The organism is Tropicibacter oceani, from assembly GCF_029958925.1.
GTDB lineage: Bacteria > Pseudomonadota > Alphaproteobacteria > Rhodobacterales > Rhodobacteraceae > Pacificoceanicola > Pacificoceanicola oceani.
On sequence record NZ_CP124617.1, the window covers coordinates 103,775 to 116,492 of the forward strand.

Genomic DNA, 12,718 nt, shown 5'->3' on the forward strand with positions numbered 1-12,718 from the left:
ATCACAGCGGACGGCACCCCCGATGGATGAGTTGAAGCAAGAGATTCTGGACGCTGCCCTGCAGGTCTTTTCGCGCTACGGCGTGAAACGGACCAGCATGGGCGATCTGTGCCAGGAGGCCGGCGTTTCCCGGCAGACCCTGTACAACCGGTTTCGCAACAAGGACGACATCCTGCGCGATCTGATCGGGCGCTATACCGACGCCGCAATCGACGAAATCCGGCAAGGGCTGGAACAGGCCGAATCGCTTGGCGACAGGCTGGACATCTTTTTCGACCGCATGGCCCTGAACGCCTATGACATCGTTCAGGCCATGCCGAACGCCGAGGAATTCATCGAAGGGGTGAATGCCGTAAGCCAGGAAGCGCTGGAACAGTCGGCCTGCAGGTTCCAGGAGGTCCTCGCAGAGGTTCTTGAACCGCATCAGGCCGCCCTGGCCCGCGCCGGGCTTGGCGTTGCCGACCTATCGAATTTTGCGCAACGCTCGGCCAAGGCCGCCACGTCGCATGCGCGCGACCGGGCAGACCTGGTTTCGCAACTGCGCACCCTCAGACAACTTTGCCTATCCGTTGCCGGGCAGCGCGCGCCGGACGCCACACACACAGGACATGACGAAAATGCCAACTGAATTTGAATACCGCGGACAGCGGCGAAATGCCCGCCTGCCGCTTGCCCCGGCCTTGGCGCTGGTGCTCGGACTGCTCTGCCCTGCTGTCGCGCTGGCCGATGCGCCGATCGTCAAGCTGCAAAAGGTGACCACCGGTCAGGCCGAGATCCGCCGCGTGTTCTTTGGCAAGGTCGTCGCGCGTGAAACCGTGGACCTGGCCTTTCAGGTCGGCGGCCAGATCGTCGAACTGCCCGTCGAAGAAGGCACAACCATCCCCAAGGGCGCCGTCGTGGCGAAAATGGATCTGGAACCTTTCCAGCTGGCGCTGGAACAGGCGCAGGCCAACGACGACCAGGCGCAGCGCACCGTTGCGCGCTATGAACAGCTGGCCGGGTCTTCGGTGGCCGAAACGAACCTGCAGGACGCAAGGACGACGCTGACCCTGAACGACATCGCGGTGCGCACGGCCGAACGCAACCTGGAACACGCCACCTTGCATGCCCCCTTTGATGCCGTGGTCGCAACGCGTCTGGTGCCGAATTTCTCGACCGTGGGCGCGGGCACCCCGGTTGTCCGCCTGCACGACATGTCCGAACTGCGGATCGAGATCGACGTGCCCGAAACCCTGTTCCAGCGCGCCGGGCGCGATGCAGACGTTTCCCTGCGCGCCACCTTTCCGGCCAGCGACGCGTCCTATCCGCTGCAAATCCGCGAATACAACGCGGAAACCGCGGATATCGGCCAGACCTACAGCATCACGCTGGGGATGCCCGTGCCCCAGGACGAAATCATCCTGCCCGGATCTTCGGCCACGGTCAGCGCGAACCTGCGCACCGGCGACCAGAAGATCGAGGTGCCCGGCTCGGCCATCGTCATCGGCAATGACAACCGCACCTATGTCATGGTGTTCGAACCCGCCGGTGCGGACGAGGGCAGCGTGACGCGGACACCGGTACAGATCACCCCGGGTGACAATGGCACGGTCGAGGTGATCGCCGGTTTGCAGGACGGTCAGGAAATCGTGGTCAGCGGTGCCAACCAGCTGGACGACGGCGCAACCGTGCGCCGCTTTACCGTTTTCGGGGAATGACCTGATGGATATCGCACGTTTTTCCATCAACCGTCCGATCTATACCTGGATCGTCATGTTGATCTGCCTGCTCGGCGGGCTCTGGGGCTTTGCCACCCTTGGCCGGCTGGAGGACCCCGCCTTTACCATCAAGACCGCCGTTGTCGTCACGCAATACCCCGGCGCCTCGGCCGAAGAGGTGGCGTTGGAAGTGACCGAACCCCTGGAATCGCAGATCCAGAAGATGGGGGAGGTCAAGGACATCCAGTCCATGAACCAGCCCGGTCTGTCCTGGATCACGGTGAACATGCAGGACACCTATGACGGCACCCAACTGCCGCAGATCTGGACCAAACTGCGCAACCGCGTCGCCGAGGCAGCGCTGCCCAGCGGCGCGACCCCGCCTTTCGTCAACGACGGCTTCGGGGATGTTTACGGGCTGTACTACGCGGTGTCGGCACCGGGGTTTTCAGATGCGGAAATCAATGAACTGTCCACCTTTCTGCGGCGCGAACTGCTGCTTGTGTCCGGCGTGTCGGATGTGGCGCTGTCCGGCGTTCCGAACGAAGTCATCTATGTCGAACCCAACCTGGCGCTGACCGCGACGCTGGGCATCCCGCCTGCCGCCATCATCGGCGCCGTGGCCAGTGCGAACGAAGTGGTCGACGGCGGCGCGCTGCAAAGCGACGAAGGCCGAACACTGGTGCAACGGCCCGAAGGGTCCGACAGCGTGTCCGAAATCGCCGCGCTGTCGATTGGCGTTGGCGGCAAGGTCATCAATCTGTCCGACTTTGCCGACATCAGCCGCGAGCGCGAAGCCGACCCCGACCTAATCATCCGCCACAACGGGGCCGAGGCCTTCACGCTGGGTGTCGCCGGCATCGCCACCGAAAACATCGTCGAGGTCGGCACACGCGTCGACGAACGGCTGGACCAGTTGCGCGCCTCGCTGCCATTGGGCATTTCGATCCAGTCGATCTATCGCCAGCACACGGTGGTCGAAGAGGCCTCGAACGCCTTTCTTGTCAACCTGGCGATGTCGGTTGCCATCGTCGTCATCGTCCTGGCGGTGTTCATGGGCTGGCGCGCGGCGATCGTCGTCGGCTCCACGCTGCTTTTGACCGTTGTGGGCACGCTGTTCTTCATGGCGCTTGGCGCGATCGAGATGGAGCGCATTTCGCTTGGCGCCCTTATCATCGCGATGGGCATGCTGGTCGACAACGCCATCGTGGTGGCCGAAGGCATGCAGATCGCCATGCGCCACGGCAAAAGCTCGCGCGATGCGGCGACCGAAGCGGCAAGCAAGACGCAGATACCGCTTTTGGGTGCAACCGTGATCGGGATCATGGCCTTTGCCGGGATCGGGCTCAGCCCCGATGCAACGGGCGAATTCCTGTTCTCGCTTTTTGCCGTCATCGCGATTTCCCTGTTGTTGTCCTGGGTGCTTGCGGTGACCGCGACCCCGCTGCTGGGCCACTACTTCTTCAAGCGCGGCGAGGAAGGCACGTCAGACGGCTATGACGGCGCGCTGTTCCGTGGCTATGCCGCCGTGTTGCGCCTGTCGCTCAGGCTGCGGTGGCCGGTCATCGTGGCGTTGGTTGCAGGCACTGCCGCCTGCTATGCGATGTTTGGCCAGATCAAGCAGCAGTTCTTTCCCGACAGCAACACGCCGCTGTATTTCGTGCACTACAAGCTGCCGCAGGGCGCGTCGATCCACCAGACCTCGGACGATATTGCGGTGCTGGAAGACTGGCTGGTCCAGCGCGAGGAAGTGCAGGCGGTGACCGGCTATGTCGGTCAGGGCGCATCGCGTTTCATGCTGACCTACCAGGCCGAGGACCCCAACCCCAGCTATGGCCACCTGATCGTGCGTGTCTCCTCTCTCGATGTGATCGAGGACGAGATGAACGCGCTGGAAACCTATGCTCTGTCTGCCGTTCCCCAGGGTGAATTCCGGGTCAAGCGGCTGGCCTTCGGGCCGGGCGGCGGCGCCCCGATCGAGGTGCGGTTTTCCGGCCGCGATCCCGATGTGCTGCGCGATCTGGCCGATCAGGCCATCGCACGGATGCAGGCGGTATCGGACAACATCATCGCCCCGCGTCAGGATTGGCGCGAACGCGAACTGGTTCTGCGGCCGCTTTATGCCACGGAACGGGCGCAGGATGCGGGCATTTCGCGCACCGCCATCACCCAGGTTCTGCAATTCGCGACCGAGGGCAGCAGCGGCGGGACCTTCCGCGAAAGGGATCGGCAGATCCCGATCATCGTGCGCGCGCCGCGCGACAGCGATCTGGCCCTGACCGATCACATGATCTATTCCGACAGCGGCAACACGCTTGTGCCCTTGGCGCAGGTGATCGACGGGTTCACCTTTGAACCGCAGGATACCTTGCTGCAACGGCGCGACCGCGCCGAGGTGATCACCGTCGGCGCAGACATCCCGCGCGGCATGACCGCCGCACAGGTCCAGGCCGAAATCCAGGCCACGATCGACGCGATGGAGATCCCCGACGGCTATGCGCTGGAATGGGGCGGCGAGCTGGAAAGCGCCTCGGAAGCGCAGGCGGCCCTAGGGGCGCAGCTGCCCTTCAGCCTGATCATCATGGTGCTGATATCGGTCCTGCTGTTCAACGCGCTGCGCCAGCCGATCATCATCTGGCTGCTTGTGCCGATGGCTGTGAACGGGGTCAGCCTGGCCCTGCTGGGCGCCGGTCTGCCGTTCACCTTCACGGCGCTTCTGGGGCTGTTGTCGCTGTCCGGGATGCTGATCAAGAACGGTATCGTGCTTGTCGAGGAAATCGATCTGACCCGCGAGGCCGACCCGTCCCTGCCGCTGGAGACGGCCATCGTGACGGCCTCTACCTCGCGATTGCGACCGGTCTTTCTGGCTGCCGCCACGACCATCCTGGGGATGTTGCCGCTGTTGTCGGATGCCTTCTTTCAGTCCATGGCGGCCACGATCATGGGCGGACTGGCCTTTGCATCGGTGCTGACACTGATTGCCGCGCCGGTGCTGTACTACGTCTTTTTCAAGGGCAGCGCGCAACCGGCCCCGGCCGCAGCGCCTGCCGCCGCCTGAAGACAAAACCATGGTGGGCGGGAACGGATCATCCGCTTTCCGCCCACCGACCCCTGTCAGGCCGGTTGCTGCCGGCCCTGCACTGTCGCAACAGCCCTGGCAAGCTGCGCCGATGCCTCAACCCCATCAATGATCGCAAAACCGAAACGGGCGGCAAGGGTGTCTTTCAGGGGGGCCATGCCGGCGCAACCCAGAATGACGCAGGCGGCGTTGTCTTCGCGGCGGGCGCACTCGATTTCCTGCGCGATCCGCGCAATAACCGCGGGCCCGCCCCTGTCGATGGTCAGGACCGGCAGATCGCTGGCGCGCACCGAGGCGCATTGGGCGGAAAAGCCCTGATCCCGGATGTTTTCCCGGATCACCGGGACGGAGACCGGCAGCGAGGTGACGACCGAGAACCTCAGCCCAAGCAGCTTCGCCATCACGAAACTGGACTGACCGATGCCAAGCACCGGACAGCCCGCCTGTGCCTGCGCCTCGGCCAGGCCGGTATCGTCGAAACAGGCGATCACGATGGCATCGGCCCCTTGGGCCCGTGCCACGGGCAGCAACGCCAAAAGCCCCGGAACCGCGGCGCGCCCGTCTTCCTTCCCCTGGATGGCGGCCGGTCCTTGCGTGTTGGTCAGGCCCAGGATCTCGGCCTCGGGCAGCGCATGTCGGGCTGCGGTGACGACGGCCTTTGTCATGCCGGCGCTGGCATTGGGGTTGATGTAGGCGATCTTCATACGCCCTGCCCCGCATCCGATCCACGGCGCGCGCGGCGCCTGTTCATCACGACCGCGCCAAGGATGAAGACCGCGATGATGCCAAAGGAAAACAGCGTCGTCAGAGTTCCCAGCGCATAGATGACCGGGGTCGTGACGTTGGTCGTCATGCCATAGATCTCGAGCGGCAGGGTGTTGTAGCTGCCAGCGGTTAGCAGCGTCCGCGCGAATTCGTCGTAGCTCAGCGTAAAGCCGAACAGCGCGACCCCGATCAGCGACGGGGCGATGATCGGCAGCACCACATGGCGGATCGTCTGCCAAGCCGTGGCGCCCTGATCGCGCGCCGCCTCTTCATAGCTTTTGTCGAAACGGTTGAAGACGGCGAACATGATCAGCAGGCCAAAGGGCAGCGTCCAGGTCAGCTGGGAACCAAAGCCGCTGGTCGCCCAATGCACCCTGAGACCAAGCTGGTTGAAAATCAGGCCCACGCCCAGTGACACAAGGATCGACGGGATCACAAGCGATGTGATGGCCGCGTAGAACAGGATTGCCGATCCTGCGAACCGCTTGCGGAATGCCAGCCCCGCCATGACCGAAACCACTACCGTCGTCACCATGACCATCAGGCCAAGGCCGAAACTGCGCCGGAACGCGCCCCAGATGTCGCCGACCGCCTGCTGCTGGAACAGGTCGCGGAACCAATGGAGGGAAACGCCGTTCATCGGAAAGGTCAGCCCCCCTTGCGGGCCCTGAAAGCTGAGGATGCCGATGGTCAGGATCGGACCATACAGGAACAGCACGAACAGGCCGAAAAAGGCGGCAAGCAGGTAAAAAGACCGGGGTCGACGCTCCATCCTAAAGCTCCTTGCGAATGTTGACGAAGCGCAGAAGGATGGCGATCACGATCAGCACGGTACACAGCAGCACCACGGCCGTCGCGGCAGCGCTTGGGTATTGCAGCAAGGCAATGTCGTTGGAAATCAGCCGCCCTACGTTGGCCCGCTGTGACCCGCTCATGAAGCGCACGGTTATGAAGTCGCCCATGACCAGCGTCACGACGAAAATCGTTCCGATCATGATGCCCGGCTTGGTCAGCGGCAGGATCACGTGGACCAGCGTCTGAAACCCGTTCGCGCCGTTGTCGCGCGCCGCCTCGAGCAGGGATTTGTCGATCCGCATCATGGTGTTGAAGATCGGCACCACCATGAACAGCGTGTAAAGGTGCACAAAGGCCAGGATGACCGAGAAATCGGAATACAAAAGCCATTCCAGCGGCTCATCGATCACGCCCCAGCTGATCAACATCTGGTTGGCGATGCCATTGCGCCCCAGGAAGGGAATCCATGAAATCATGCGGATGATGTTCGACGTCCAGAACGGGATCGTGCAGACAAGGAACAGCGCGATCTGAACCGTCAGGCTGCGCACGTGGAAGGCCAGGAAATAAGCCACCGCAAAGCCGATCGACAGGGTCAAGGCCCAGGTGATGAAGGCGTATTTGAAGGTGGCCCAGAACACCTTGTACGTGACGGGCGACGAAAACAGGAAAGCGTAGTTGTCCCACAAAAACGCCGGGTAGATCGAAAATTCGGTCGCGCCCCAAAAGCTGACGACCACGATCATCACGATTGGCGCGACAAGAAAGCCAAGTAGGACTGCGGTCAGGGGGGCCGCTTGCAACCATCCCAGAACATGCCGGTTTTTCAGTATTTTTGCCGCCATCGGTCCTCCGCGCGCGTTCCAGCCGTATGCCTTGAAAATCCCTTACGGGCCGGGGGGCGTTTGCCCCCCGGCGGGTCGCCCCGCTTGCGCGAGGCGAAGCCCATCACGCTGCGATGAACTCGTTCCACTTGCGAACCATGTACTGGTTCTCGTCCATGACGGCGTTCCAGCACGCGACCGAGCCCATGCGGTCGTAGAAGGACCCGCCATCGCGCATCTCACCTGCCTCGGCCAGCTTGTCGCCAGTGGGCGAGGTGATGACATCGGTGGCCGGCTTGCCCTCGAACCAGTAACCCCACTCGTTTTCCGACATGAATTCCTTGGAGGTTTCGGGAACGGCCGAGTAGTACCCCTGACGCATCAGGTAGCCGCCGACCCAGCCGGACAGATACCAGTTGATGTAGTCATAGGCCGCATCCAGCTCCATCCCCGACAACGAGGACGACAGGCCGATGCCGCCACCCCAGCTGCGATAGCCCTCTTTCAACGGCTGGTAGACGCAGGGGATGCCGCGCGACTTGACTGCGGTGATGGCGGGCGACCACATCGACTGGATCACGACCTCGCCGCTTGCCATCAGGTTCACGCTTTCGTCGAAGCTTTTCCAGAAGGCGCGGAACTGGCCGTTCTGCTTGGCTTCGGTAAAGATCGCCATGGTCTTGTCGATCTCTTCGCGGGTCATGTTGCCCTTGTCGCCATACTGGATTTCGCCCATCGCCTCGCAGACCATGGCCATGTCCATGATGCCGATCGAGGAAATGTCGAGGATCGAGGCCTTGCCCTTGAACTCGGGGTTCAAAAGCTCGGTCCAGCTGCTGATCGGGCGGCCGATCAGGTCGGGGCGGATGCCCAGCGTATCGGCGTTGTAGATCGTCGGGATCAGGGTCATCCAGCCGGTTTCATTGTCGGCAAAGGAGGTACCGCCGGGCCCGTCAACAAAACCGACCGAATGCGGCGCGGTGCCCTGGGCGATGGTCGACTCGGGCGTCAGTTTGCCATCGCGGAAGATGCCGACAATCTTGTCGTAGTTGGCGATCTTCGATGTATCCATCGCCTGCAGGTTGCCGGTTGGCCAGACCTTCTTGCAGATCCAGTATTCGATATCGGCGATGTCAAAGCTGTCCGGCTGGGTGGCGGCACGCTGGGTGACGCTGTCGCTGTCCAGCGCGGTCATTTCCAGCGTAAAGCCCAGATCTTCCTTTACCTTGTTGGCCACGTCGTTCAGGTTCGACACCCCGGTGCCGAACTGGCGCAGAACGATGTCCTTGGTGTCCTGCGCCCACAACATCGGGGCGGGCAGCGTCGATGCGGCCATCGCGGCACCGCTGGTTTTCAGGAACGAACGGCGGGAATAGCCTACCTTGGGTTTTACCATTGGGTCAGTCCTCTGTGTTGATGGTGTTTGAAAGGGTCGTTTGCAGTTTGGCCTGTCAGGCCCGGAGGCGGTGCAGCCGCCCCTCGTCCCAGGCGAGCTTGACCGCATCGCCGGGGTTTTTCGGTGCATTGAAAAACTGGGCTTCGGGCAACAGTGCGAGCACCTCGTCCCCGGTCTCGGTCATCGTCGTGACGACGACAGAGGCGCCCTGGTATTCGACCGCCGTGACAGTGGCGGCCATGCCGTGGTCGGCCAGCGTCACGGCGTCGGCGCGCACGGTGACCTTGCCCTGATCCAGCGCGATCACGTTGTGTCCGCCGATAAAGCGGGCGACAAATTCGGTCGTTGGCGTCGCCCACACCTCGCGCGCGGGGCCGGCCTGTTCGATCACGGCATCGTTCATCACGACAATCTCGTCGGCCAGCGCCAGCGCCTCGTCCTGACCATGAGTGACGTGGATGAAGGTGATGCCCAGCTCGCGCTGCAGCTTTTTCAATTCGGCGCGCATCCGGATGCGCAGGAAAGAATCAAGCGCGGACAAGGGTTCATCCAGCAAAAGCACCTTGGGCTGGGTGACCAATGCGCGGGCCAGCGCCACGCGCTGCTGCTGCCCGCCCGACAGTTGCGCCGGAAGCCGGTCTGCCAGATGCGTCATATCCACCAGCTCCAGCAATTCGTTCGCACGGGCATGGCGTGTCGCCTTTTCGACGCCCTTCATCCGCAGGGAAAAGGCGACGTTGTCACGCACGGACAGGTGCGGAAACAGGGCGTAACTCTGGAACATCATCGCCGTGCCACGCTGCGCCGGAGGCAGGTAAGACACGTCCTGCCCGTCCAGCAGGATCGAGCCGTCGGAAACCTCTTCGTGGCCGGCGATCATGCGCAGGGTCGAGGATTTGCCGCAGCCCGACGGCCCCAGCAGGCAAACATAGCTGCCCGGCGCGAACACGTGGCTCAGATCGCGCACGGCGACGGTGTTGCCATAGCGCTTGGTCACGTGAACCAGTTCCAGATCGTATCCTGTTCGCATACCGCCCTCATCAAGTTTGCAGGGTCAGCTTGCGATCAACGCGGCGCGGCAGTGCAGAGATTTCCGACTGGCGCCGCGCCGAAAACCGAAATCGTCCAAATTATTTGCACTTGCAGCATGGCCGTGCACAAATATGCGCACAATATTGTATACAATAACTGATGCAGAGTTCTTTGTGTCACCCGGCTTGCCCCGCCAGCGCCGAATCGCAAAGATGACAGGCAAGAAAAACGGTGACGGTGCGCATGAACAGTCTGAACAAGCCCTGGACCAGCGAAACGGTCGCGGCCGATCTGGAACACGCGATTCACGAACACCGGCTTCCCCCTGGCACAAAACTGGGCGAGGACGAGCTGGCCGAAGCCTATGGCATCAGCCGCACCATCGTGCGGGCCGCATTGCTGGCGCTGTCACATCGCCGCCTGATCGAGCTAAAGCGCAACCGCGGCGCCTTTGTGGCCCAGCCCTCGGTGCGCGAGGCGCGCGAAGTCTTTGAGGCGCGCGCCCTGCTGGAACCGCGCACCGCGCATTCCGCCGCCAAACGCATGACCGACACGGATCTTGCCCTGCTGCACGAAAACATCGACCAGGAACACGCGGCGCTGGATGCCGGTGAAACCGGTCGCGCGCTGTTCCTGTCCGGGCAATTTCATCTTGAAATCGCGCGGATCGCCGACCAGACGACGATCCAGACCTTCATTTCCGAACTTGTTTCGCGCTCGTCCCTGATCATCGCACTGTATTGGCGCCGCCGTGCCGCCCTGTGCGAAACGCAGGCCCATCACGCGCTTCTTGACGCTTTGGAAAGGCGGGACGCGGACGCGGCCGAGCAGTTGATGAAAAGCCACCTTCTGGATCTTTTGGCGTCGCTTGACCTTCGCAATGTCGTTCAACCGGCCACCTCTCTCAAAGAGGCGCTCAACCGATGACTCCGGTCACCTATCGTACCGCGACATTGGCAGAGGTCGGGCAGTTGCTTGACTGGGCTGCGCAGGAAGGCTGGAATCCCGGCATTGACGACGCGGTGGCCTTTCATGCCGCCGACCCGGCCGGGTTTTTCGTCGCCCAGACAGATGGCCAGCCGGTAGCCGGGATTTCCGTCGTGAACCATTCCGACAGCTTTGCCTTTCTGGGGCTTTACCTGTGCCGCCCGGCGTATCGGGGCAAAGGCATCGGATATGGGTTATGGGCCCATGCCATGGCCCATGCCGGGCACCGGACGATCGGTCTGGACGGTGTGCCCGCACAAGAGGAAAACTATGCCAGGTCCGGCTTTGTCCTGGCAGGCCGGACCCGGCGACTTGTCGGTCCTATCCCAAGCGAGCCGCTGACATTGCCATTGGCCAGGACCCAGGATGCCGAAGCGATTGCCGTTCTCGACCACGCGGCGAACGGCGTCACGCGGAAACGGTTTTTGCGCGAATGGCTGCGTCAGACTGCGAATCGCAAGACCGTGGTTGTCCACCAAGCTGGCGAATTGGTCGGCTTTGCCACCGCGCGGCAGTGTCGCGAAGACTGCAAAATCGGGCCAATCGTTGCCCCCGACGCTGCTACCGCGCTTGGGCTTGCCCATCAGGCCGCCGCGGCCCTGGGTGCGACGACCGGCATCATCGACGTCCCGGACACCTGCGCAGCGTTCGAACAGAGGCTGCGCCGGAACGGTTTCATCGAAAGCTTTGGCACCGCCCGGATGTATCGCGGCAATCCTCCGACGACAGGGGCGCGCCTGCAGGCTGTCGCCACGCTGGAACTGGGGTGACGCGGACGCCACGGCCGCGAAGGCCCGTTTACCATATCTTAGACGTGCGGCGCGTAGGCAGGGTCAAAGCACTTCCTTAGAAAGAGGATGAAAGACCCATGGCAAAAGACCATGCACCCAGCTGCTATGACAACCATTCCCCGTTTGATGAATTCAATGACCCGGGCGCGCAGGACGCCGACCGCCTAGTCCAGCTTGCAAAGCTTGAACCGCTGACCGACGGCGGCCTGCGAACGGCGCAGCTGCTTGGCAGGGCGCTGGACAACGACCCCCACCACCACGAAGCCCAGATCCTGCAAGAGCGGCTTTTCCAGATGTTCGTGCCGCGCTGGCATTTCCCGATGCTTGCGGACAAGGGCCGCAACCGCGCCTATGCCAAGGCGATAGCGGCCAAGGTCAAACCCGGCGACGTCGTGCTGGATATCGGTTGTGGGGCCGGCCTGACAGCGATGCTGGCGGCGCGCGCCGGGGCCAAACACGTCTATACCTGCGAACAGCAGCCGCTGATCGCCAAGGCCGCCGTCCGTGTCATCGACGCCAATGGCCTGAGCGACCGCATCACCGTCATTCCAAAGATGTCGCACGATCTGGTCATCGGAAAGGACCTTCCCGAACCGGCCGATGTCGTGATCTCGGAAATCGTCGATACCGTCCTGCTTGGCGAAGGCGCGCTGGCTACGCTGACCGATGCCATGCACAGGCTGGCCAAACCCGATGCGCGCGCCATCCCCGAACAGGGCACCCTGATGGCGCAGCTGGTCGAAAGCGACAAACTGCTGGACCTCTGGCGGCCGCACGTGGCAGAGGGCTTTGACCTTGGCGCGTTTCACCACTTTGCCACCTTGGCGCAGATCACGCCGAATGACTTTGCCGCCTGCGGGTTGAAACCCCTGGGGCCTGCCATCGACCTGTTCCGGTTCAATTTCGCCCGCCCCAGCATGAAGCCGGCGCAGACGACCCGGGATCTGACCTGTTCCGACGCGGGCACCGCGCACGCGGCTTTTGTGTTTTTCGTGATGGAGCTTGCGCCCGGCATTCAACTGTCGAATGGCCTGCGTTCCGACGGCCATTGGGGGCGCACCGCCTATTTGCTGGATCGTCCGCAACGCATGACCCCGGGCGGCAGCCTGACGATCACGGCGCAGCACGATACATCACACCTGAGCCTGGTCCCGCACGCGATGCCCCCCAGCCAACAGGACACCGCCCAAACGCCACTCTGGACTGAGCGCGAACCGGGTGATGCCCTGCCCCCTTGGGATGGCCCCTACACCCACGCGGCCCCCGCGCCGCTCAGCGTGTGTTGGCGATGACGTGTCGCCGCGCGGCGTGCTGAACAATCACGCGCGATGGCACCGCGCGGCCGGAACAGG

General features: G+C 62.9%; 11 protein-coding genes. 6 read left to right on the forward strand and 5 right to left on the reverse strand.

Annotated features, from left to right (window positions below; all coding sequences use genetic code 11):
- Positions 1 to 22 precede the first annotated feature (22 nt).
- Genes QF118_RS19335 through QF118_RS19345 form a run of 3 tightly spaced genes read left to right on the forward strand, consistent with a single transcriptional unit; the run spans position 23 to position 4,755 of the window.
- Positions 23 to 628: a TetR/AcrR family transcriptional regulator gene (locus tag QF118_RS19335; RefSeq protein WP_282302552.1), complete on the forward strand. Its 606-nt coding sequence runs from the start codon at positions 23 to 25 to the stop codon at positions 626 to 628.
- Positions 618 to 1,697, forward strand: coding sequence for an efflux RND transporter periplasmic adaptor subunit (locus QF118_RS19340; protein WP_282302553.1), 1,080 nt, complete (start codon positions 618 to 620; stop codon positions 1,695 to 1,697). Before QF118_RS19335 ends, QF118_RS19340 begins: the two co-directional genes overlap by 11 nt.
- A 4-nt stretch (positions 1,698 to 1,701) precedes the next feature.
- On the forward strand, positions 1,702 to 4,755 hold the full coding sequence (locus QF118_RS19345) for an efflux RND transporter permease subunit (protein WP_282302554.1): 3,054 nt from the start codon (positions 1,702 to 1,704) through the stop codon (positions 4,753 to 4,755).
- Between the two features lie 56 nt (positions 4,756 to 4,811).
- On the opposite strand, the gene QF118_RS19350 is transcribed toward QF118_RS19345, so the two are convergent.
- From QF118_RS19350 to QF118_RS19370, 5 genes are all read right to left on the reverse strand, one after another.
- The gene (locus QF118_RS19350) at positions 4,812 to 5,480 is read right to left on the reverse strand and encodes an aspartate/glutamate racemase family protein (RefSeq protein WP_282302555.1); all 669 of its coding nucleotides are present in this window, start codon (positions 5,478 to 5,480) and stop codon (positions 4,812 to 4,814) included.
- Positions 5,477 to 6,313, reverse strand: a complete 837-nt coding sequence (locus QF118_RS19355) for an ABC transporter permease (RefSeq protein ID WP_282302556.1) — start codon at positions 6,311 to 6,313, stop codon at positions 5,477 to 5,479. The genes QF118_RS19350 and QF118_RS19355 overlap by 4 nt, the downstream gene beginning before the upstream one ends.
- A 1-nt stretch (position 6,314) precedes the next feature.
- Positions 6,315 to 7,181: an ABC transporter permease gene (locus tag QF118_RS19360; RefSeq protein ID WP_282302557.1), complete on the reverse strand. Its 867-nt coding sequence runs from the start codon at positions 7,179 to 7,181 to the stop codon at positions 6,315 to 6,317.
- Positions 7,182 to 7,284: 103 nt separating this feature from the next.
- Positions 7,285 to 8,556: an ABC transporter substrate-binding protein gene (locus QF118_RS19365; RefSeq protein ID WP_282302558.1), complete on the reverse strand. Its 1,272-nt coding sequence runs from the start codon at positions 8,554 to 8,556 to the stop codon at positions 7,285 to 7,287.
- Between the two features lie 55 nt (positions 8,557 to 8,611).
- The gene (locus QF118_RS19370) at positions 8,612 to 9,586 is read right to left on the reverse strand and encodes an ABC transporter ATP-binding protein (RefSeq protein ID WP_282302559.1); all 975 of its coding nucleotides are present in this window, start codon (positions 9,584 to 9,586) and stop codon (positions 8,612 to 8,614) included.
- A gap of 245 nt (positions 9,587 to 9,831) precedes the next feature.
- Here QF118_RS19370 and QF118_RS19375 point away from each other — a divergent pair, with 245 nt between their 5' ends.
- The 3 genes from QF118_RS19375 (at position 9,832) to QF118_RS19385 (ending at position 12,658) form a co-directional block, all read left to right on the forward strand.
- Positions 9,832 to 10,515, forward strand: coding sequence for a GntR family transcriptional regulator (locus QF118_RS19375; protein ID WP_282302560.1), 684 nt, complete (start codon positions 9,832 to 9,834; stop codon positions 10,513 to 10,515).
- Positions 10,512 to 11,345, forward strand: a complete 834-nt coding sequence (locus QF118_RS19380; protein WP_282302561.1) for a GNAT family N-acetyltransferase — start codon at positions 10,512 to 10,514, stop codon at positions 11,343 to 11,345. The genes QF118_RS19375 and QF118_RS19380 overlap by 4 nt, the downstream gene beginning before the upstream one ends.
- 98 nt (positions 11,346 to 11,443) lie before the next feature.
- Positions 11,444 to 12,658 (forward strand): class I SAM-dependent methyltransferase, encoded by a 1,215-nt coding sequence (locus QF118_RS19385; protein WP_282302562.1) that lies wholly within the window; start codon positions 11,444 to 11,446, stop codon positions 12,656 to 12,658.
- Positions 12,659 to 12,718: the final 60 nt, after the last annotated feature.

Excerpts from the sequence above, each read along its gene's own strand:
- QF118_RS19340 (WP_282302553.1), top strand. The coding sequence starts at position 618 with ATGCCAACTGAATTTGAATACCGCGGACAGCGGCGAAATGCCCGCCTG.
- QF118_RS19355 (WP_282302556.1), bottom strand. The coding sequence starts at position 6,313 with ATGGAGCGTCGACCCCGGTCTTTTTACCTGCTTGCCGCCTTTTTCGGC.
- QF118_RS19360 (WP_282302557.1), bottom strand. The coding sequence starts at position 7,181 with ATGGCGGCAAAAATACTGAAAAACCGGCATGTTCTGGGATGGTTGCAA.
- QF118_RS19385 (WP_282302562.1), top strand. The coding sequence starts at position 11,444 with ATGGCAAAAGACCATGCACCCAGCTGCTATGACAACCATTCCCCGTTT.
- QF118_RS19335 (WP_282302552.1), top strand. The coding sequence starts at position 23 with ATGGATGAGTTGAAGCAAGAGATTCTGGACGCTGCCCTGCAGGTCTTT.
- QF118_RS19350 (WP_282302555.1), bottom strand. The coding sequence starts at position 5,480 with ATGAAGATCGCCTACATCAACCCCAATGCCAGCGCCGGCATGACAAAG.
- QF118_RS19375 (WP_282302560.1), top strand. The coding sequence starts at position 9,832 with ATGAACAGTCTGAACAAGCCCTGGACCAGCGAAACGGTCGCGGCCGAT.
- QF118_RS19345 (WP_282302554.1), top strand. The coding sequence starts at position 1,702 with ATGGATATCGCACGTTTTTCCATCAACCGTCCGATCTATACCTGGATC.
- QF118_RS19370 (WP_282302559.1), bottom strand. The coding sequence starts at position 9,586 with ATGCGAACAGGATACGATCTGGAACTGGTTCACGTGACCAAGCGCTAT.
- QF118_RS19365 (WP_282302558.1), bottom strand. The coding sequence starts at position 8,556 with ATGGTAAAACCCAAGGTAGGCTATTCCCGCCGTTCGTTCCTGAAAACC.
- QF118_RS19380 (WP_282302561.1), top strand. The coding sequence starts at position 10,512 with ATGACTCCGGTCACCTATCGTACCGCGACATTGGCAGAGGTCGGGCAG.